16 protein-coding genes are annotated in these 19,593 nt (G+C 65.9%); 6 read left to right on the top strand and 10 right to left on the bottom strand.

What is annotated here, in order from left to right:
- Nucleotides 1–30: 30 nt before the first annotated feature.
- Nucleotides 31–342, bottom strand: a complete 312-nt coding sequence (locus tag QRQ56_RS31975; protein WP_438745350.1) for a DUF1244 domain-containing protein — start codon at nucleotides 340–342, stop codon at nucleotides 31–33.
- A gap of 187 nt (nucleotides 343–529) precedes the next feature.
- On the opposite strand from QRQ56_RS31975, the gene QRQ56_RS31980 reads away from it, so the two are divergent.
- Complete coding sequence (locus tag QRQ56_RS31980) at nucleotides 530–1,120, top strand: DUF1036 domain-containing protein (protein ID WP_438745351.1); 591 nt, start codon at nucleotides 530–532, stop codon at nucleotides 1,118–1,120.
- Nucleotides 1,117–2,553, top strand: a complete 1,437-nt coding sequence (gene pyk, locus QRQ56_RS31985) for a pyruvate kinase (RefSeq protein ID WP_438745352.1) — start codon at nucleotides 1,117–1,119, stop codon at nucleotides 2,551–2,553. The genes QRQ56_RS31980 and pyk overlap by 4 nt, the downstream gene beginning before the upstream one ends.
- Nucleotides 2,554–2,698: 145 nt before the next feature.
- Here pyk and QRQ56_RS31990 read toward each other — a convergent pair whose 3' ends face one another.
- The gene (locus tag QRQ56_RS31990) at nucleotides 2,699–3,379 is read right to left on the bottom strand and encodes a helix-turn-helix domain-containing protein (RefSeq protein WP_438745354.1); all 681 of its coding nucleotides are present in this window, start codon (nucleotides 3,377–3,379) and stop codon (nucleotides 2,699–2,701) included.
- Between the two features lie 299 nt (nucleotides 3,380–3,678).
- Nucleotides 3,679–3,843, bottom strand: a complete 165-nt coding sequence (locus tag QRQ56_RS31995) for a Flp family type IVb pilin (RefSeq protein ID WP_097659833.1) — start codon at nucleotides 3,841–3,843, stop codon at nucleotides 3,679–3,681.
- 339 nt (nucleotides 3,844–4,182) lie between these two features.
- Here QRQ56_RS31995 and QRQ56_RS32000 point away from each other — a divergent pair, with 339 nt between their 5' ends.
- From QRQ56_RS32000 to QRQ56_RS32015, 4 genes are all read left to right on the top strand, one after another.
- Nucleotides 4,183–5,673, top strand: coding sequence for a hypothetical protein (locus QRQ56_RS32000; RefSeq protein ID WP_438745355.1), 1,491 nt, complete (start codon nucleotides 4,183–4,185; stop codon nucleotides 5,671–5,673).
- 97 nt (nucleotides 5,674–5,770) lie between these two features.
- Nucleotides 5,771–7,333 (top strand): hypothetical protein, encoded by a 1,563-nt coding sequence (locus QRQ56_RS32005; protein ID WP_438745356.1) that lies wholly within the window; start codon nucleotides 5,771–5,773, stop codon nucleotides 7,331–7,333.
- A 176-nt stretch (nucleotides 7,334–7,509) separates the two neighbouring features.
- Entirely contained in the window at nucleotides 7,510–8,505 is a 996-nt protein-coding gene (locus QRQ56_RS32010; RefSeq protein ID WP_438745357.1) for a glycosyltransferase family 2 protein, read from the top strand.
- A gap of 7 nt (nucleotides 8,506–8,512) precedes the next feature.
- The gene (locus tag QRQ56_RS32015) at nucleotides 8,513–9,196 is read left to right on the top strand and encodes a class I SAM-dependent methyltransferase (protein WP_438745359.1); all 684 of its coding nucleotides are present in this window, start codon (nucleotides 8,513–8,515) and stop codon (nucleotides 9,194–9,196) included.
- 1 nt (nucleotide 9,197) lies between these two features.
- Here QRQ56_RS32015 and QRQ56_RS32020 read toward each other — a convergent pair whose 3' ends face one another.
- The 7 genes from QRQ56_RS32020 to QRQ56_RS32050 form a co-directional block, all read right to left on the bottom strand.
- Nucleotides 9,198–10,643 (bottom strand): hypothetical protein, encoded by a 1,446-nt coding sequence (locus tag QRQ56_RS32020; protein WP_438745360.1) that lies wholly within the window; start codon nucleotides 10,641–10,643, stop codon nucleotides 9,198–9,200.
- 199 nt (nucleotides 10,644–10,842) lie between these two features.
- Nucleotides 10,843–12,768: an ATP-dependent zinc metalloprotease FtsH gene (gene ftsH, locus QRQ56_RS32025; protein ID WP_438745361.1), complete on the bottom strand. Its 1,926-nt coding sequence runs from the start codon at nucleotides 12,766–12,768 to the stop codon at nucleotides 10,843–10,845.
- Between the two features lie 280 nt (nucleotides 12,769–13,048).
- Nucleotides 13,049–14,131 carry a tRNA lysidine(34) synthetase TilS gene (gene tilS / locus QRQ56_RS32030; RefSeq protein WP_438745363.1) on the bottom strand — a complete coding sequence of 361 codons (1,083 nt, stop codon included), beginning with the start codon at nucleotides 14,129–14,131 and terminating at the stop codon, nucleotides 13,049–13,051.
- 82 nt (nucleotides 14,132–14,213) lie between these two features.
- Complete coding sequence (gene ybgF, locus QRQ56_RS32035; RefSeq protein WP_438745364.1) at nucleotides 14,214–15,308, bottom strand: tol-pal system protein YbgF; 1,095 nt, start codon at nucleotides 15,306–15,308, stop codon at nucleotides 14,214–14,216.
- 209 nt (nucleotides 15,309–15,517) lie between these two features.
- A complete protein-coding gene (gene pal, locus QRQ56_RS32040) occupies nucleotides 15,518–16,006 on the bottom strand; it encodes a peptidoglycan-associated lipoprotein Pal (protein ID WP_007596304.1) in 489 nt (162 codons plus the stop codon).
- A 297-nt stretch (nucleotides 16,007–16,303) separates the two neighbouring features.
- Complete coding sequence (locus tag QRQ56_RS32045) at nucleotides 16,304–17,029, bottom strand: N-acyl amino acid synthase FeeM domain-containing protein (RefSeq protein WP_438745366.1); 726 nt, start codon at nucleotides 17,027–17,029, stop codon at nucleotides 16,304–16,306.
- A 191-nt stretch (nucleotides 17,030–17,220) separates the two neighbouring features.
- Entirely contained in the window at nucleotides 17,221–19,551 is a 2,331-nt protein-coding gene (locus tag QRQ56_RS32050) for a putative bifunctional diguanylate cyclase/phosphodiesterase (protein WP_438745368.1), read from the bottom strand.
- Nucleotides 19,552–19,593 lie beyond the last annotated feature (42 nt).

The raw sequence follows: 19,593 nt of genomic DNA on the forward strand, positions 1-19,593 counted from the left end.
CGACTCGGGGGGCGTGGCGCGTGCGGCCGCTCAGTGCCCGTGACCGTGGGGATGGACCTTCTTCATCGTCTCGATCTGCTCGGGCGTGGCCGTGCCCTGGTATTTCGACTTCCAGGTCTCGTAGGGCATGCCGTACACGGCCTCCCGGCTCTCGTCCTTGCTCAAGGCGGCGCCTTGCGCGTCGGCGGCTTCCTTGAGCCAGTTGGACAGGCAGTTGCGGCAGAAGCCCGCCAGATTCATCAGATCGATGTTCTGGACGTCGGTCCGGGTCTTGAGATGATCGACCAGACGCCGGAAAGCGGCCGCCTCGAGCTCGGTTCTGGTTTTGTCGTCGATTGCCATGGCTGTATCCCTTGATATCCCGTGAGCCTGACCCGATGGAGGTCACCCTTACGGGATCAGGTGGGCTCTGTCACAGATTTTGCCATATCCCGGCGCAAACCGACCGAAACCGCCGCCGCCGACCTTTTCGGGGTGGTTCCCCGGCCCTACGCCAAATCGTCAATGATCTGGTATAGCTACCGCGACAATGATTGCCGAATCTCCCCGCACCCCGCTTCGCCTGCTCGCCCGGTTGGTCCCGGTGCTGGTCGTCGCTTGGCTGTGCCTTTTCGCCAGCCCGGCTTCCGCCGATTTCAGGCTCTGCAACAACACCTCGAGCCGGGTCGGCATTGCGCTCGGCTACAAGGATGCCGAGGGCTGGACCACCGAAGGCTGGTGGAACATCTCCTCGCGCTCCTGCGAGACCCTGCTGCGGGGAACGCTGGTCGCCCGTTACTATTACATCTACGCGATCGACTATGATCGCGGCGGCGAATGGTCGGGGCAGGCCTTCATGTGCTCGCGCGACAAGGAGTTCACCATCCGCGGCACCGAGGATTGCCTCGCGCGCGGCTACGACCGGACCGGCTATTTCGAGGTCGATACCGGCGAGCAGCGAGCGTGGACGGTGCAACTGACCGACGCCAATGAACAGCCGGCGCAGCAGCGCGTTCCTGGCCTGCCTGGTCCGGTCGGTCCGGGCGGAGTTCCGGGTTTGCCCAATGGCCCGCCCGGTGGTACGCCCCCCGCCGCGCCTGGCCTCCCGCCAGCCCCGCCCCCGTCTGGAAGCAAGCCATGAGGCGTCTTCGCCGTATCAAGATTCTCGCGACCCTGGGACCGGCCTCTTCAGACCTCGCGATGATCCGCCGCCTGTTCGAGGCCGGCGCCGACCTGTTCCGCATCAACATGAGCCACACGCCGCATGACAAAATGCGGGAGCTGGTAGCGACGATCCGCAATGTCGAGTCGAGCTACGGCCGGCCGATCGGCATCCTGGTCGACCTGCAGGGACCGAAGCTTCGGCTGGGAGCCTTCGCCGAGGGCTCGGTGCAGCTCCAGAACGGCCAGACCTTCACGCTCGATTCCAACAAGACGCCCGGCGACGCCACGCGCGTGCAGCTGCCGCATCCCGAGATCCTCGCCGCGCTCAGGCCCGGCCACGCGCTGCTGCTCGACGACGGCAAGGTGCGGCTGATCGCGGAGGAGACCTCCAAGGAGCACGCGGTGACGCGCGTCGTGGTCGGCGGCAAGATGAGCGACCGCAAGGGCGTCAGCCTGCCCGACACCGATTTGCCGGTCTCCGCCATGACGCCGAAGGATCGCGCCGACCTCGAAGCCGCGCTCGTCACCGGCGTCGACTGGATCGCGCTGTCCTTCGTGCAGCGCGCCGACGACGTGCTCGAAGCCAAGAAGATGATCCGCGGCCGCGCCGCCGTGATGGCCAAGATCGAGAAGCCCCAGGCGATCGACCGCCTCGCCGACATCATCGAGGCCTCCGACGCGCTGATGGTGGCGCGCGGCGACCTCGGCGTCGAGCTGCCGCTGGAGCGCGTGCCGAGCCTGCAGAAGCAAATGACGCGGATGGCGCGCCGCGCCGGCAAGCCGGTGGTGATCGCGACCCAGATGCTAGAATCGATGATCCAGTCGCCGGTGCCGACCCGCGCCGAAGTCTCCGACGTCGCCACCGCGGTCTATGAGGGCGCCGACGCCATCATGCTGTCGGCGGAATCGGCGGCCGGCAAATTCCCGGTCGAGGCGGTCTCGACCATGAACCGCATCGGCGAAGAGGTCGAGCGCGACCCGATCTATCGCTCCGTGATCACGGCGCAGCGCCCGGCACCGGAAGCGACCGCGGGCGATGCCATCGCGGACGCGGCGCGGCAGATCGCCGAGACGCTCGACCTGCCAGCGCTGATCTGCTGGACCTCGTCGGGCTCCACCGCCGTGCGGGTGGCGCGCGAACGGCCGAAGCCGCCGATCGTGGCGATCACGCCGAACATCACCGCAGGACGGCGGCTCGCCGTTACCTGGGGCGTGCATTGCGTGGTCGCTGAAGATGCCCGCGACCAGGACGACATGGTCAGCCGTGCCGGCCAGATCGCGTTCCGTGACGGTTTTGTCCGTGCCGGCCAGCGCGTGCTCATCGTCGCCGGCGTGCCGCTCGGCATTCCCGGCACCACCAACATGGTGCGCATTGCCTCGGTCGGCCCCGAGGGCGATGCGGACATGTAGGTCTGCTTCACGCAGCCAAAACTAAAATGTCGAAAACAACCCCATGCACGGTAGCCGGCGTCGTCGGCGAGCGTGCGTGGGTTTTAAAGAAAGAAGCGCTCGGGCAATGACCTGAGCGCCTTTCGCATCGGCGGCGTGGCGATCTTTACGCCCCCACCAGCGCCTTCGTCGCCGGCAACAGCGTCTGCTGCACCACCAGACCGCGGGCACGGGCGTCCATGACGCCGACCGCGCGCAACGCCAGCAGCGTCACGGTTTGCACCGCATCGCGCATCTTGACGGGATCATCGAGATTGTCGGGCGCGAGCGGCCCGACCAGGGCCTCATGCAGCGCACCGAGCAAAGCGGTGGCGGCAAGCGCGGTATCCTGAGCCGGCAGATGTCCGGCACGCACCGCAGCGTCGATCCGCCCCGCCATCTCGCCCGCGATCTCTCGCCGGCTGGCAAGACGCGAGGCGCTGACATCCACATCGACGGGCTCGGCGAGAATGCCCCAGGCCAGCCGGCGCTGCGACAGGGTGTGGACCGCCACCGTCGTCACGGCCGCGGCCAGGGCCGAGGACGGCCCCGGCGCGGCATCGGCCGCCCGCCGGATCGCCGCGAGCTCGTCACGCGAGACCTCGGCAATGAGTTCAGAGATCAGCTCGGCCTTGGAGGGGAAATAGCGGTAGACCGTTCCCGCCGCGACATTGGCGCGAACCGCGACCGGCGCGATCTGCACCGCCGCCATCCCGCCTTCCGCCGCCGTCTCCCGCGCCGCCGCCAGAATCGCGCTGCGCCGCGCCGCAAGGCGCTTAACCACTTGATGCGTCCGCCGATAGACCATGGCGCGCTTCCTGTCCCACACGCCTGCCACACGCCCTGCGGCCGAACGCTTCGTCACGTCAAAGATGCAAATCGTCCCGCAAGGACTGAACAACTATTCAGGAGAGATGACAAGAAGCAAATGCGTGGACCGTCACATGGGCGGACAGGCGCGCCATGCATCCGGAGACGCGGGCCGGAAAGTGCGCTTGCGTGTCGGAGCGGAAATATTCTGCACGGCGTCGCCGCGGCAGACCTCGCCCCAAAACAAAAGAGCCCCGTCAAGGACGGGGCTCTCGAAACTCTCTGGATCGTCCAGCCTTACTTGAGGCTGCTCGAGATCGAGGTGAACTTGGTGTTCAGCGTGGTGCCGAGGTTGTTGACGACGGTGATGATCGCCAGCGCGATACCGGCAGCAATCAGGCCGTATTCAATGGCGGTGGCGCCGGATTCATCCTTCACGAAACGCGCAACGAGGTTCTTCATAGAGTGCTCCAAATGAGTACACGAGGCTACAACTGATCTGGTCTTTTCGGCTTCCCAGCGCCGCCCGACCATGGAACCGAACGTAGAGGCAAAGAATTGCGCCGCAGTTAATTCGACTGCGTAAACACAGAGCGGTTTGCGTGTATTCGGCGATGGTAAACCGAAATCTAAAACGATCCGTTAAATTGTTCGGACATGAAAGCCGTGTGACGCGGCCGATTTACTCGAAGTTATAACCGGCCATGGTCCAATGCCGCCCGCTCGGACCAAAGCGCGACGAGATGGATCGTTCGTCGCGCTCTTGGTGATTGTTCGAGAACAACAGGACAACGAGGCGGCATGTCCCTTTCCTTTGCCAACAGCATCGCGGTGCAGAGCCGCGCGAGGGCCCTCGTGCCGCTGTGCGTCGGCGCCGGCGCCTACCTGTTCTACCTCTTTGTCGGCGACACGCTGCTTCAGGATTCCGACTCCTTCTGGCAGATCAAGATCGGGCAATGGATCCTCGATCACGGCGCCATGCCCACCACCGACCTCTATTCCTTCACGCGAACGGGCGCGCCGTGGATCTCGACGTCGTGGCTGTCGCAGGTTCTGTTCGCCTTCTCCTATGCGCAATGGGGTTGGGCTGGACCCGTCATCGTCACCGCGATCGGCGTCGCGCTCACGGTTGCCGTTTTCGTCTACCTGCTCGACGCGCAGATCGAAGCTCCGCGCGCCGTGCTGTTCGCGATGCTGGCGCTGCTGCTGTCGATCCACCACGTGCTGGCGCGTCCGCATATCCTGGCGCTGCCGCTCATGGTGGCCTGGGTCGGGCTGTTGATGGCCGCCGCCGACCGCAGGAGCGCGCCGTCCTGGTACTGGCTGCCGCTGATGGCGCTCTGGGCCAATCTGCATGGCGGCTTCGTGCTGGGCCTTGCACTGATCGGCCCGATCTCGCTCGAGGCGGTCGAGCACGCCGAGAAGGGACGACGCCTCAAGCTGTTCATGCAATGGGTGCTGTTCGGCATCGCCGCGCTGATCGCGAGCTGCTGCACGCCCTATGGCTGGCGGACGCTGCAGGGCGCGACCAACATCCTCGGCCTCGGCGAATTACTGACGCTGATCTTTGAATGGATGCCGGCGAACTTCGCCACGTTCAACGCGTTCGAAGGCGCCCTGCTCGGCCTGATCGCGTTCGGCTATTATCGCGGTCTCGTGCTGTCGGCGCCCCGGATCTTCCTGATCCTGTTCCTGACCTGGAGCGCGCTGACCCATGTCAGGAGCATCGAGGCCTTTGCATTCCTGATACCGCTGGTGATGGCCAAGCCGCTCGGCGCGATGTTCCCGCGCCCGGTCTCCGACACCTCGGGTGCTGACCGCTGGCCCGCCCGCTATGTCACCGCCATCGGCGCGCTGATGATCGTGGCGGCAAGCTGGACCTCGACATCGCTTTACATGGGACATCACCGCTTCACCTTCACGATGAACCAGACGCCGGTTGCGGCGGTCGACCTGCTCGAGAAGCTCAAGCCGCAGCGCATCTTCAACGCCTATCAGTTCGGCGGCTATCTGATCTCGCGCGACATTCCGGTGTTCGTCGACGGCCGCGCCGAGCTCTATGGCGAGAAATTCGTCATGGATTTCTTCAAGGCGACCGAAGGCAAGAAGCCCGAGCTGCTGCCGCGCCTCCTCGATGAGTACAAGATCGACGCGACGCTGCTGGTCGCCGATGCACCTGGCCCGCAGATCCTCGATCAGCTCAAGGGCTGGAAACGGATCTATGCGGACGACATCGCCGTGATCCACGTGCGAGACCCCGCGGGCAATGCAACAGCCGCGCCCTCGAAGTGAGGCGCTGCTTCGCGGGCTCGAAGACCAGAGAAATGCTTTCAATGGTGACGCGAGCCCGGGCTCGCGCACTGCGGCGAGACCTCAGCGATCCCACGACATGGTACTTTCCAGCAAGCCGCCTCTGACAAATCCGGCGCGTTCCGGCGCGGACCGATCGCTGGCGATCACCGTGCTTGCGGTGCTGGCGGTGGTGTCATTTCTCCCGGTGTTGCTGACCCCCATTCCCGCGATGGTCGATTACCCCAATCACCTCGCCCGCATGTACATTCTGAGCCAGAACGGTACGCCCGATGCCAATCCGTATTACGAGGTGGCCTGGGCCTTCTATCCCAACCTCGGAATGGATCTGCTGGTGCCGCAGCTGGCGCGGCTGACCAGCGTCGAGACCGCCACACGGCTGTTTCTGCTGCTCAGCCAGGTGCTGATCGTCGGTGGCGCGCTTTTGCTCGAATGGGTCCGAAAGGGACGGGTTGAGCTTGCCGGCTTCGCCGCGCTCGCGTTCCTCTATTGTCTGCCGTTCAGCTGGGGCTTCGTGAATTTCGAGTTCGGGCTGGGGCTCGCGCTGTGGGGCATCGCCGTCTATCTGTTGCTGGCGGAAGGCCCGTGGCCGTTGCGCTTCGTCGCCAATCTGATCTTCGTCACCGCGCTGTATGTGGCGCATTTCTTTTCGCTCGGCATTTACGGCGCGGCGCTTGGCCTTTTCGAGCTGTCGCGTATCCAGCAGCGGCAAGTCGCTTATCCCGTCGCGGCCGCACGGCTTGGCGCGCTGGCTCTGCCGGCGCTGGTGCTGTTTGCGATCATGCACGTCAGCTCGGGCTCGATCGGCAGCGAAGGCTCCAGCTGGTTTGTCGGGTTCAAGCCGGTCTGGCCGCTCCGCATCATGAACGGCTACAATCTGACGACGGCCGCGGCGACCGGTCTCGCGCTGATGATCGGGTTGCTTGTCGCCGCAAGACGCGGCGTGCTGCGGCTCGAGCCGGCCGGCATCTGGCTCGCGATCGGCTTTGCGCTGCTCTACCTCGTCATTCCCTCGAAACTGTTCGGGACTTCGTTTGTCGATCTTCGCGTGATTCCCGCGGCGGCTCTGATCCTGCCGGCCTTCTGCTGGCTGTCGCTGCCGAACCGGGCTTGGAGAATGGCTGCGCTCGCCGGCATCAGCGGCATCACGCTGCTCAATCTCGCGGTCGTGCTCCTGGTCTGGCTGCCCTACCGCGCCGACTATGCGGCGATCATCGCCTCGTTCCAGAAGATCGATCGCGGCTCACGCGTGCTGGTCGGGAGCGCGGGCGACAATGGCGACCCGCCCTTCGCCGACCTGACCTCGTATCCGATGTATTATGCGCCGACGCTGGCCGTGCACTACGCAGGCGCCTTCGTGCCCAACCTGTTTACGGAAACGGGCAAGCAGCCGGTGCGGCCGCGTGAGGCCGTGCGCAATATTTCCATTCCTTACGGAGGTCCGGTGCCGTCAGGCCTGCTTGCCGCCATCGCGACGGGCCCGTCGCCGCAAGACGCGCCGCCGTTTGTCCGCACCTGGTACCGGGATTTCGATTATCTCTATGTGCTGGGATCGCCTGCTGCAAATCCGCTGCCGGATCTGCTGGAGCTCCTGGAGACTTCTGAGCGATTTTCGCTCTACAGGGTTCGCCGCAAATCCTAGGCCGAGCGGAGGCTGCCCGAGCGTGGTTAACCGCGCTTCACCATCCCGGCCTCGACCAGCCCTCGCTCCCGCCCCAGCAATGACGGGGGCCCTAGACACTTAATGGTTGCGGCAAGGCGACCTTAACCACCGGCTCCTAGACTTCCGCCCCTGCAACCCAGTCGGAATCCCTTCGCATGGCGGCCCATTCCAGATCGATCCGCTACAGCCTCGTCATTCCCGTGTTCAACGAGGAAGCGGTGCTGCCGGTCCTGTTGCGCCGGCTCGAGCAGGTCATGTCCCGGCTCGATGCACCGGCGGAAGCGATCTTCGTCGACGACGGCAGCCGCGATTCCAGCTCGATCGTGCTGCGGGCGCTCGCCGCGCGCGACCCGCGCTTCCGCTACATCGGCCTGTCCCGAAATTTCGGTCACCAGATCGCCATCACCGCCGGCATGGACGCCGCGCAGGGCGATGCGATCATCGTCATGGATGCCGATCTGCAGGATCCGCCCGAAGTGATCGAGCAATTGATCGCGAAGTGGAAGGAAGGCAACGACATCGTCCACGCCCGCCGCCTGTCGCGCGAGGGCGAAAGTCATTTCAAGCGCGCGACCGCGCATCTGTTCTACCGGCTGCTCGGCAAGATGTCCTCCGTTGGCATCCCCGCCGATGTCGGCGACTTCCGCCTGATCGATCGCAAGGTGTTAGAGGCACTCAGGCAGATGCCCGAGCAGGATCGTTTCGTGCGCGGCATGATCGCCTGGCTCGGCTTCCGGCAGGCCGAGGTCGCCTTCCACCGCCTCGAGCGTGCCGCGGGCGAAACCAAGTACCCGCTGTTCAAGATGGTCCGGCTGGCGGTGAACGCCGCGCTCGGCTTTTCCGATCTGCCGTTGCGGCTTGCGATCTGGTGCGGATTGGCGGTCTCAGGGCTCGCGCTGCTCTACGGCGGCTGGGTGGTCCTGTTGTGGTTCAGCCAGGACAGCCATCTCGTGACCGGCTGGTCCTCGACGATCGTCGTCGTGTCGCTGCTGTGCGGCATCAACATGCTGATGACGGGAATCGTGGGGCTCTATGTCGGCCGCATCCACGCCGAGGTGAAACGCCGCCCGCTCTACGTCGTGCAGGAACGCGTCGGCTTCGGCCGCGACGAGGCGGCGGCGACGCCCGCGATCCACGCCGTCAACGAGTAACCAGCGCATGACCGAACTGTTCGACGGCTATCACGACAATTACCGTGAGGTGGTCCAGTCCTCGATCGACTTCTCGGGCCTGCCGCACGACTTCTTCATGCGAGCGAAGGCCGACCTGCTGCGCGATCTCATTGCGCAGCGGCTCGGCGCAGGGAAGCCCGATATGCTGGATGTCGGCTGCGGCGTCGGCAGCCTGCATCCGCTGCTGGGCGGCATGGTCGGTCGCCTGAGCGGCATCGACGTCTCCTCGGCCAGCCTGGCGCAGGCGCGCGCTGACAACCGCGAGGTCGACTACCGGGAGTACGACGGCCGCACGTTTCCCTTTGCCGACGCCAGCTTCGATCTGGTCACCGCCGTCTGCGTGATGCACCACATCGTGCCGGCCGAATGGGCGCAGTTCATCGCCGAGATGCGCCGTGTCACGCGCCCCGGCGGGCTCGTCTGCGTGATCGAGCACAATCCGTACAACCCGCTGACGCGGCTTGCCGTTGCGCGCTGTGAGTTCGATCGGGATGCCGTCCTGCTCGGCGCCGGGACGACGCAGAAGCTGATGGCTGCAGGCGGCCTTCACCAGATCGGCGCGCGTCATTTCCTGCTGCTGCCCTGGGACAGCAAGCCGGCGCGGCGGCTCGAAGGGGCGCTGGGCGGCGTGTGGCTCGGCGGACAATACGCCGCCTTCGGCACTGCCTGAGCTATTTCTGCGGCGCAGTTCGCCGCTTGTGCACGACCGCCACGTCGTCGCTGTAGACGCGCTGCCATTCGGGCAGCCGGTCGAGCATCGCGACCGCCGGTGTGCGCGGTGAGAGCAGCGTCGCGCCGATGCTGTAGTCATCGAGCAGCTTGAGAAGATCCGCAAGGTCGATCAGCGCCAGCGCACGATTGTAGCGATCGATGAACGGCCCGCCATACAGCTCGCCGCGACCATCGATGAAGGTGGGAATGCCGGCATAGATCAGATAGCCGCCGAACGAATAATCGTTGAGCACGCGCCCTGCCCTGGCGAGGTCGGCCTGCGCGATGGCGGCCTCCGGCGTGATGTTGGGCGCCGGTCGCATGTCGCGCGCCAGGGCCACTCCGCTCATCGCCGCCACTGCGGCGATCGCGGCGAGGCCTAAACCGCGCGACGTGCCGTCGTTATCGATCCTGCTTGGACCGCCGAACTTCCGGCCCAGGGGAGCCGCCAGATAAAGCGGCGCCAGCATCGCCAGCAGGTCGGCATTGCGGATCTGCGCCAGCGCGAAATGGAGCAAGCCGATCACCACGAGGGCCCGCACGACCGGCAGCGTCACGCCGCGCGAGAGCGCGAAGATGCCTCCCAGCAGCAACAACTCGAAGCCGCCGATATGGCTGAAATCCTGCGGTCGCCATTCCCCGATCCAGGCGAGCGCGGAGCCGAGGCCGAGCGTCGTCAGCGGCATCAGCAGCGGTTCCGGCCCGTGCGGCGTCAGGCAGGACGCCGCGAGGGCAAGGGCCGCGAACGGCATCCAGCGCAGCAGCACGCGCGGCCATTCGCTCCGCTCCTCGCGCAGCAGCGCCTCGAGCACCGCCGGGCCGATCAGCCCGAGCGCCAGCACCACGCTGCCGTGCAGATTGGTCCACAGCACCAGAAGCGGCAGCGCCCAATAGGGCGGAGGCGTGCCGCGGTCCATGCAGCGGACCAGGGCCGCTGCCCAGGTCACCATCAGCGGAAGCACGAAGACATGTGGCCGCGCCAGCATATGCGGCGCCAGCAGCACGAGGGCCGCGATCACCATCAGCAGCGTCAGGGTCGGCGACAGCTCGCGCAGCAGGAAGAACGTGAACAGGCCAAAGGCGAGCGCGATCGCCGCGGCCGCGATGGCGACGACGCCAGGCCAGCCGGCAAATCCGTAGACCGCGGCATAGACGACCTCGGACAGCCATTCGAAGGTGATCCAGTGCGCGCCGTGCATCGAGAAGGAAAAGGGATCGGTCGACGGCAATGCGCCGTGGGCGATGATCCAGCGTCCGACCTCGATGTGGGAATAGCTGTCGGGATCACCGAGCAGCCGCGGCCCGGCGACCAGCAGCAGAGCATAGATGCAGAGCCCCACGGCCCAGGGCAGCACTGCACGCGCCGAAAACGGTTGAACCGCGCTGTGAACGACCTGCTCAGTCATGGCGGGCCAAAGTAGGACGCAAGCGTTAAGGTCGTCTTTAATGTTTCGCGCATTTGCACCGGAGCGGGCTCAGGGGCACCTCGCCCGCCGCCGGCGTGGGGCGTCGCGCCCGCGCCGGAGGCGCCCTCCCCGCGAACGGTCGGCCAACAAAAAACGCGGCGTTTCCGCCGCGTTTTTCGATCTCATCTGCCGTTTGCGATCACGCCTGCGGCTGCGGCTCCAGGCCCGGATCCGCATCGGGACGCGGGCGCGGCGACTTGCCGGCCGGGGGCACGGCGGAGGCGCGCGGCGTGGTCGGCTCGAGCACGGACTCGCGGTTCGGCTTCTTGCCCTTGAGCAGGTCGACGATCTCGTCGCCGGAGAGCGTTTCGAACTCCAGCAAGCCCTTGGCGAGCGCTTCGAGATCGCCGCGCTTCTCGGTGAGAATACGCGTCGCTTCGTTGTAGCCTTCTTCCACGAAGCGGCGGATCTCGGAGTCGATCTTCTGCACCGTCGCCTCGGAGGCGTTCTGCGTGCGCGACACCGACATGCCCAGGAACACCTCGTCCTGGTTCTCGCCGTAGGACACGGTGCCGAGCTCTTCGGACAGGCCCCAGCGCGTCACCATCATGCGAGCCAGACGCGTTGCCTGCTCGATGTCGGAGGACGCACCCGAGGTCACCTTCTCGCGGCCGAAGATCAGCTCTTCGGCGACGCGGCCGCCCATCATGATGGCGAGGCGCGAGGTCATCTGCTCCAGGGACATCGACAGCTTGTCGCGCTCCGGCAGCTGCATGACCATGCCGAGCGCGCGGCCGCGCGGAATGATGGTCGCCTTGTGGATCGGGTCGGTCGCGACGACGTTAAGGCCGACGATGGCGTGGCCGCCCTCGTGATAGGCCGTCAGCAACTTCTCTTCCTCGGTCATGACGAGCGACTTGCGCTCGGCGCCCATCATCACCTTGTCCTTGGCTTCCTCGAACTCGGCCTGGGTCACCATGCGCTTGTTGCGGCGCGCGGCGGTCAGAGCGGCTTCGTTGACGAGGTTCATCAGGTCGGCGCCGGAGAAGCCCGGGGTGCCGCGCGCGATGGTCTTGAGGTTGATATCCGGCGCCAGCGGCACCTTGCGGACGTGAACCTTGAGGATCTGCTCGCGGCCGACGACGTCGGGGTTGGGCACCACGACCTGACGGTCGAAGCGGCCCGGGCGCAGCAGCGCGGGATCGAGCACGTCAGGGCGGTTGGTGGCGGCGATCAGAATCACGCCCTCGTTCGCCTCGAAGCCGTCCATCTCGACCAGCAACTGGTTCAACGTCTGCTCGCGCTCGTCATTGCCGCCGCCGAGACCGGCGCCACGGTGACGACCGACCGCGTCGATTTCGTCGATGAAGATGATGCAGGGCGCGTTCTTCTTGGCCTGCTCGAACATGTCACGCACACGAGAGGCGCCGACGCCGACGAACATTTCGACGAAGTCCGAACCCGAAATGGTGAAGAACGGCACGTTGGCTTCGCCCGCGACCGCGCGCGCGATCAGGGTCTTACCGGTGCCGGGAGGGCCGACCAGCAGCACGCCGCGCGGAATGCGGCCGCCGAGGCGCTGGAATTTGCCGGGATCGCGCAGGAATTCGACGATCTCCTGCAGGTCCTGCTTGGCTTCGTCCACGCCCGCGACGTCCTCGAAGGTGACGCGGCCATGCGCTTCGGTGAGCATCTTCGCACGCGACTTGCCGAAGCCCATCGCCTTGCCGGCGCCGCCCTGCATCTGGCGCGACAGGAAGATCCACACGCCGATCAGCGCGATGAAGGGCAACCAGGAGACCAGCAGAGAGACGAACCACGGCACGTTGTCGCCGGGAGGCTTCGCGGTGATCTGGACCTTGCTGTCATAGAGGCGCTTCACCAGCGTCGGGTCGCTCGGCGCATAGGTCTGGAAGCTGGAGCCGTTGGTGAAGGTGCCGTGGATATCGGGACCCTGGATCACGACGTCGCGCACATTGCCGCGGTCAACCTCGCTCAGGAGCTGCGAGAACGCGATGTCCTGCGAGGACGCGCGCTGGCCGGGATTCTGGAAGAGCGTGAACAACGCCAGCAGCAGCAAGACAATGATGACCCAGAGGGCGAAGTTGCGCAGATTGGCGTTCATCGATCTTCCTTCGTGGTCGCGCGGATCGCGGCCTGGTCCTTCAGGAGTTACCTTCAGGTGTTACGTTCAGGAGTTACTTGGGCAAGTTAGAGAAAATCCCCAAGGAATCCTCTCGGTTAGACGCATACAATCTAGGTGCCGCCCGGGTCGCTGCCAAGGGAATGAGATGGGACTATTTAGCCCATCTTAGAGCGATTCCCGCTGAAATAATGGCGCCGGGAGCGGGGTTTTTCCTGCCTGGTTAAGGTGTCCTGACGGTGCCGGGGCGAAATGGCTGGTGTCATGATCCGCCATCGTCCCGGGCCTGTCCGGCCTTGCGGCGCCTGGCCGGCGCCGGTGCGATGTGGATACGCCCGCCGGCGAGGCTGATCAAGGCTCCCGCAAGCGTCTGCTTCAGGGCCGGGCGGCTACCGGGACGACCGCGTAGACCTGCCGAAATCGCCTGATCCAGCACGGACATCAGGGTTTCGACCTTGCCGAGTTCCGCAGGCCCTTCGTGCCCCAGCGCGTTGACGGCCCGCAGCAGCAGCCGCAGCCGGACCTCCTCCGGCAGTGCGGCAAAGGCCGACGCCTCGAAGCTTCGAACGCCCGCCTGCGACGCATCGCCGCGATCCCTCAAACGGAGGAAGCGCTCGGCGCCGTCGGCCAGCAGCTCGACCGCCGCATTGGCCCGCGCCAGCCTCGTCGCCAGCCGCGCCAGATTCCTGGCATCGCCACCCTCGGCCGCGAGCAGCGGCAGCAGCGCGCGTAGCCGCGGCCGGGTGAAGGCGGCGTCGCGGTTGGTGGGATCGTCGGCAAAGCCGACTTTCGCCCGCTTCAAGGTCGCGACCAGTTGCGCCTTCGGCACGTCGAGCAGCGGGCGCGCCAGCACGATCCCGTCGCGCGCGCTGAGCGGCGCCATGGCCGACAGTCCTGCAAGTCCGCTGCCGCGGAACAGGCGCATCAGCAGCGTCTCGGCTTGGTCGTCGCGGGTATGGGCGGTCAGCACGTGGCTGGCGCCGACGGCACGCGCGGCCTCCGCGAGCAAATGGTAGCGGGCCTCGCGCGCGGCCGCCGGCAGTCCCGTCTTCGGCTTGTCGCCGCGCCAGCGCAGGGTCCGGTGCGGCAATCCGAGCTCAGTCGCGAGCCGCTTGACGGCGCGCGCTTCGCGCGCCGCCTCGGGCCGCAGGCCATGATCGATCGTGACGACGGTGAGAAGCGGTGCGCGCGCAAGGCTGCGCTGCCAGCGCGCCATCAGCCACATCAGCGCGACCGAGTCCGGTCCGCCGGAAACGGCGAGCACCAGCGCGGGCGCGCTCTTCAGCGCGGCGAAGAGGCGGCTCGCCGTGCGCGCCGAGATCGGAGAATTATCATCGTCTGACATGACGCTGCCCAGCAATCGCCAGCGGAAGGCCGGCGCAATCTAGCGCAGTGTCATCCGCCTTGTCAGCGAGCAACGCGGCGGATCAGCACTTCACCCGCTTCTGCTCGCGGTCGACCGCGGCTTTGACGCCGGCGGAGGCGCGCGGATATTTGCGGCCGACCTCGCCGAACGCGGCGCAGGCGGCCTCCTTCTCCTTCAGCGCGGCGAGCGACTGGCCGAGCCGCAGCAGCGCATCCGGGGCCTTGGCCGATTTTTCGTATTTGGTGGTGACGGAGAGGAAGGCTTCCGCGGAGTCGCGATATTGCTGGCGCTGGAAGTAGCTCTCGCCGAGCCAGTATTGCGCGTCCCCGAGCAGCGGATCGCTCGGATATTTCTGCGTGAAGTTCTTCATGGTCTGCTCGGCGAGCGCATAGTCCTTGCGCTGCATGTAGCCGATGCCGAGGTCGAACTCGTCGCGCGGCGTCGCCGAGGGCGGCAGCGTGGTCAGCCCCGCGCCGCCGGGCTGCGCCGGATAGCCCTGCGGCTGTGCCGGCGGATAACCGGGCTGGGCCGCCGGCGGAACGCCCTGCTGATAGCGGGGGCTGGTGTTGGCGAGATCGAGCGGCTCGCCGGCGCCGCGGCCGCCGGGCGAGCCGATTGGGCCGCCGGGCGAGCCGGCCTGCTGGCCGGCCGGCATCGGCTGTTGACCGCCGCCCAGCGCGCGCGGCGCGCCGGGGGCATTCGGATTCTGGCCGGGGTCGAACGCATCGCCGCGGCGGCGCGAGCCCGGCGCACCGGGGCCCGGCTGCTCCTGCACGATCGGCGCGGGAGCCGCACCATGCGGCTGCTCGTAATTGGGCTGCATGGCCTGCTGCTGTTGCGGCGGCTGCTGGCGATAGCCGGGGGCGGCTTGAGCGGGCGCGATCTGCGCGGGCGGCGCGGCCGAGACGGACGGCTGGACCGGCACCTGTCCGGGCGCGGCCTGCGCGCCGCCTTCGAGCGCCCGCAGCCGATCTTCGAGCTGGCGATTGCGGTATTGCAGCTCTTCGTTCTGGCCGGTGAGCTGGCGCAGCTGGTTCTCCAGCCGCTCGATCCGCATCTCCGGATCGTCATCGGTCTGGGCGAACACGGGCGTGCACAAAGGGAGCAGCGCGGCGATGGCCACGGTGCCGGTAAAGACCTTAAATCTGGATGACATCTTGCCCTGACGACGAAAGCGAAATGGCCTGCGACGGAACATGCGACGCGCCACACATTGAAGGGGAGTACGCCAAAAATGTGTCTGGCACCACGGGGATTCTGTCACGGATTGCTGAAACGAAACCGGCGCCCGAGAGGGCGCCGGCATAATCGGTTTCTGAAGATGAACGGCGCCTGACTGAGCGTCGGTGGCGCGGGTCGCGGGCGTCAGGAGCTCGCGTTCAGCACGGTGACGGCGCGACGGTTCTGCGACCAGCACGAGATGTCGTTACAGACGGCGACCGGCCGCTCCTTGCCGTAGGAGATCGTGCGCATGCGGTTCGGGTCGATGCCGCGCGAGGCAAGGAACGAACGCACCGACTGGGCACGGCGGGCGCCGAGCGCGATGTTGTATTCACGGGTGCCGCGCTCGTCGGCGTGACCTTCGACGGTGAAGGAGTAGCGCGGATAGCTCTGCAGCCACTGCGCCTGCTTCTCCAGGGTCACGATCGCCTGCGGGGTCAGATCGGTCTGGTCGCTTTCGAAGAACACGCGGTCGCCCACGTTCACCACGAAGTCCTGCTGACTGCCAGGCGTCGCCGCATTGGCCATCGCATCCGTCGCAGCATTCTTGTTGGCGCAGGCGCCCATCGACAGCGCGACGGCGAGTACTGCGGCCAGCTTCAATCCCTGGAGGATACGCATAGGATGTTTCATTCCGGAGCCTCCACGCTCACGTTCGTCCACTGCTGTCCGGTCTACAGGGGGTTGGTTAAGCGAACGTTCCGTCAACCTTGACGGAACCTTGCCTCGGCCGATCAAATGCCCCCAACTGCCGAAAAGCACCCGTCATGGTTAATGGGTTGTAAATGTGGCGCGAGGGTGAAGGCAAGCTTCGCCGGCCGGCAAAAACGGCGAATTTGGCTGGAATTCGGGATTTTTCGTGTGACGCCAGCCTGCAGGTGAAGGGCCGCCGTTCATACTCGGCGCGACGTCTGCGCGCCGGCGCCGATCTCAGGCGTGGGCGGCGTCCGCCACCAGCACCGGCCGCTGCGGCACCTCGCGCTGGCCCGCACGACCGAACAGCATCCGCCGCTCGAAGGCCGTCGACCGCATGATCGGATAGCGCTCGAACACCTTCTTGCGGAAGGTCGGGAAGTCCGCCGCCATCAGGCCGAACGGCTTGGTGAGGCCGGGAACCAGCCGCGGCTCGGCGATGGTCTCGTGCAGGAACACCCGCCGGTAGAACGCCTGATGCTCGGACCGCACGATGGCGAGGCCGAGATCGGCATTGAAATGTTCGCAGGCCATGTAGGCGAGACGGGTTGTCAGGTAAGGCAATTCCGGAACCCGCTTGACCTGGTCGGGATCGGCGACGAAGCGGGTCGGGTCGATCATGACCTCGCCGCGATCGAGCCGCGGATGCAGGATATCCGGGAAGACATCGGCAGAGGTGGATTCGCGCCATTCGGACGTCAGCACGCTGATGCGAACCGAGCTGCAGAGCTCGCCATGGAGATAGACGCCGAAGGTCCACGCGTTCGGCAGCTCGTCGTAGCGATCGGTCACCCGCGCGTCCGCCGAGGGCTTGACGGCACCTTCCCGCAGATAGGCGCGATAGCGGAGGTTGTAGATCTCCTCCTTCTCCGCGGCGGTTTCAGCTAGGTGATAATCGACGTCGGTCAGGAGTTCAGCTCCCCGTCCAACAGCCGAAATGACAGATCTGGCTGAGGACTGCATTCCAACTCCCTACCCACACTTCACGCGACGGCGTTCAAAGACATTCCTGCAAGACAACTTGCGCGGGCGTGGTCATTTATTAACACCTTCTTAACAGGCTTGCAAAGCAATCGAAGGGTTAGGGTTAACCCCCGTAGCACTACGGTAGGCCTGCAACAGCCTGAAATGATGGGACGTTTCGGGAAATGGAGTTACGCGAAGGAGCGTGAGCCGACGACCTGGAGCTGGCCCTCGGAGCGCCGTCCATGCGAGGCATTGAGCAGCTGGCGCATCCGCACGGCGGGCACCGGACGGCTGAACAGATAGCCCTGCGCCTCCGAGACGGTACCGTCGGCACTGATCAGGTCGAGCTGCTCGTTGGTCTCGATGCCCTCGACCACGACGGCCATGCCGAGATCGGCGGACAGCCGCGCGACGCCGCGCAGCAGCGTCAGCGGGCGGTCGGTGTCGATGCCTTCGAGGAAGGAGCGGTCGATCTTCACCTTCTGCATCGGGAAATTATGCAGATAGCTGAGGCTGGAATAGCCGGTGCCGAAATCGTCGAGCGAGATGCGCACGCCGAGCGCATGCAGCTGCGACAGGATATCGTGGGTGAGCTGCGTGTTGCGCAGCAGCGAGGATTCGGTGATCTCGATCTCCAGCCGGTGCGCCGGCAGGCCCGACACTTCGAGCGCGTAGCGGATTTCGCTCAAGACGTCGCGCTGGTGGAATTGCTGCGGCGAGAAGTTCACGGCGACGCTGACGCTCTCCGGCCACTTCATGCATTCCATGCAGGCGCGGCGCAGGATCCAGCGGCCGAGATCGACGATCAGGCCCATGTCCTCGGCGACCGGGATGATGTCGACCGGCGAGACCGTGCCGCGCACCGGATGATTCCAGCGCAGCAGCGCTTCGCAGGTGGTGATCTTGCCGGACTTCAGGTTGACCAGCGGCTGATAGAACAGCTCGAATTCCTCGTTGGCGAGCGCCTTGCGCAGATCGAGCTCGAGGATGCGGCGTGCCTCGACGGTCGCCGCCATCTCGTCGCGGAAGAAGCAGAAGGTGCCGCGGCCGTCGGCCTTGGCGCGGTACAGCGCCATGTCGGCGTTCTTGAGCAGCGTATCGGCGCTGGCGCCCTCGGGCGAGGTCAGCGCGATGCCGACGCTGGCGCCGATCTCGACCAGGTGGTTGTCGATGCGATAGCGCTCGCTCAGCCGCTCGACGATACGGCGGGCGAGCGCGGCGGCGTCCTCGGGCGACGAGATGTTCTGCTGGAACACGACGAATTCGTCGCCGCCGAAGCGTGCGACGAAATCCTCGGGCCGCAGCATCTCGCGCAGGCGGTTGGCGACGGCGCACAAGAGCTGGTCGCCGCAGGGGTGACCGAGCGTGTCGTTGACCTGCTTGAACTGATCGAGGTCGACGAACAGCAGGGCCGAGAGCCGCTCGGCATGATGCGAAAGCGCCAGCAGCCGCTCGATCTCGTCGTGGAAGCTGACCCGGTTGGGCAGCGCCGTGAGCTCGTCGTAACGGGCGAGATGGCTGATGCGGGCTTCCGCATTGGTGCGTTCGGTGATGTCTTCCAGCAGCAGCACGGTGCCACCGCCGGTCATCGGCTGGAACGTCCAGGCCAGCGTGCGGCCGCGCGCGGGGTTCGGATCGGCGGTGACGATCTCGCAGACCCGCGCATGCGCGATCTGGGCCAGGACCTGGTTGCCGCTCTCCGTCGAGATCGAGCCGGCGGACACGCAGGCCGACACGATGTCGGCGGCCGTGGCGCCGCGCTTGACGAGGTCGTCGGGCAACGTCATCAGCTCGCTGAAGCGGTGGTTCATCACCGCAAGACGGCCATCGGCGCGAAACATGCACAGGCCGTGCGGCATGTTGTTGAGGGCGGTGTCGAACTGATGCGCCAGCGCGGATTCGCGGAAGCTCGAGGTCAGCGCCTTGACGAAGATCGCGTGCAGGCTGAGGTTGATGTTCTTGAGCCCGATGAAGAAGAACACGAGCAGGATGGCAAGACCGATGTGGTAGAACCCGCCGTGCAGCAGCAAGGCGAGCGACATCGGACCGCAAGCCAGCGCCACGTGCCACTGGATCACCCGCGGCTGTCCGTAATTGCGGGCGGCACCGCCCGCGGTGTAGCCGATGCCGATGGCGACACAGAGCATGTCGGCCACGGGATCGTTGTTGTTGTAGATGACGACGAAGGCCCACAGGCCGAGCACGGCCGCGTAGCTCAGCGCGCCGATCCAGTAGCGCGGCTCCAGGTGCTTGGCTTCGTCGAACGAGAGCGGCTGGGTGCGATTTTCGTATCCGCGCATCTGGAATGCTCGCGCGGTGCCGATCGCAATCAGCAGGAACGCGAGCGGCCAAAGCCAGACGTCGCCCGTCTTCAGCGCAGTCATCACCGCGGCCACGGCCGCGGAGGCCGAGCCTAGAAAGATCGCCCAGAAATTCTGCACCATGGAGTTGATGAGAGCGGCGTAGAGTATCGGCTCCAGCTCGTCTCGATCACTCTGCTTCTGGTCGGCCAGTTGCATTGGCGTGTTACGCGTCCTGTTTGGCGCGTACTTTTACTCACC

It is taken from the genome of Bradyrhizobium sp. U531, assembly GCF_051710265.1.
Lineage (GTDB): Bacteria > Pseudomonadota > Alphaproteobacteria > Rhizobiales > Xanthobacteraceae > Bradyrhizobium.

What these genes read in the sequence shown, in the direction of transcription:
- QRQ56_RS31975 (WP_438745350.1), bottom strand. Translation starts at nt 342, where the DNA reads ATGGCAATCGACGACAAAACCAGAACCGAGCTCGAGGCGGCCGCTTTC.
- QRQ56_RS31980 (WP_438745351.1), top strand. Translation starts at nt 530, where the DNA reads ATGATTGCCGAATCTCCCCGCACCCCGCTTCGCCTGCTCGCCCGGTTG.
- pyk (WP_438745352.1), top strand. Translation starts at nt 1,117, where the DNA reads ATGAGGCGTCTTCGCCGTATCAAGATTCTCGCGACCCTGGGACCGGCC.
- QRQ56_RS31990 (WP_438745354.1), bottom strand. Translation starts at nt 3,379, where the DNA reads ATGGTCTATCGGCGGACGCATCAAGTGGTTAAGCGCCTTGCGGCGCGG.
- QRQ56_RS31995 (WP_097659833.1), bottom strand. Translation starts at nt 3,843, where the DNA reads ATGAAGAACCTCGTTGCGCGTTTCGTGAAGGATGAATCCGGCGCCACC.
- QRQ56_RS32000 (WP_438745355.1), top strand. Translation starts at nt 4,183, where the DNA reads ATGTCCCTTTCCTTTGCCAACAGCATCGCGGTGCAGAGCCGCGCGAGG.
- QRQ56_RS32005 (WP_438745356.1), top strand. Translation starts at nt 5,771, where the DNA reads ATGGTACTTTCCAGCAAGCCGCCTCTGACAAATCCGGCGCGTTCCGGC.
- QRQ56_RS32010 (WP_438745357.1), top strand. Translation starts at nt 7,510, where the DNA reads ATGGCGGCCCATTCCAGATCGATCCGCTACAGCCTCGTCATTCCCGTG.
- QRQ56_RS32015 (WP_438745359.1), top strand. Translation starts at nt 8,513, where the DNA reads ATGACCGAACTGTTCGACGGCTATCACGACAATTACCGTGAGGTGGTC.
- QRQ56_RS32020 (WP_438745360.1), bottom strand. Translation starts at nt 10,643, where the DNA reads ATGACTGAGCAGGTCGTTCACAGCGCGGTTCAACCGTTTTCGGCGCGT.
- ftsH (WP_438745361.1), bottom strand. Translation starts at nt 12,768, where the DNA reads ATGAACGCCAATCTGCGCAACTTCGCCCTCTGGGTCATCATTGTCTTG.
- tilS (WP_438745363.1), bottom strand. Translation starts at nt 14,131, where the DNA reads ATGTCAGACGATGATAATTCTCCGATCTCGGCGCGCACGGCGAGCCGC.
- ybgF (WP_438745364.1), bottom strand. Translation starts at nt 15,308, where the DNA reads ATGTCATCCAGATTTAAGGTCTTTACCGGCACCGTGGCCATCGCCGCG.
- pal (WP_007596304.1), bottom strand. Translation starts at nt 16,006, where the DNA reads ATGAAACATCCTATGCGTATCCTCCAGGGATTGAAGCTGGCCGCAGTA.
- QRQ56_RS32045 (WP_438745366.1), bottom strand. Translation starts at nt 17,029, where the DNA reads ATGCAGTCCTCAGCCAGATCTGTCATTTCGGCTGTTGGACGGGGAGCT.
- QRQ56_RS32050 (WP_438745368.1), bottom strand. Translation starts at nt 19,551, where the DNA reads ATGCAACTGGCCGACCAGAAGCAGAGTGATCGAGACGAGCTGGAGCCG.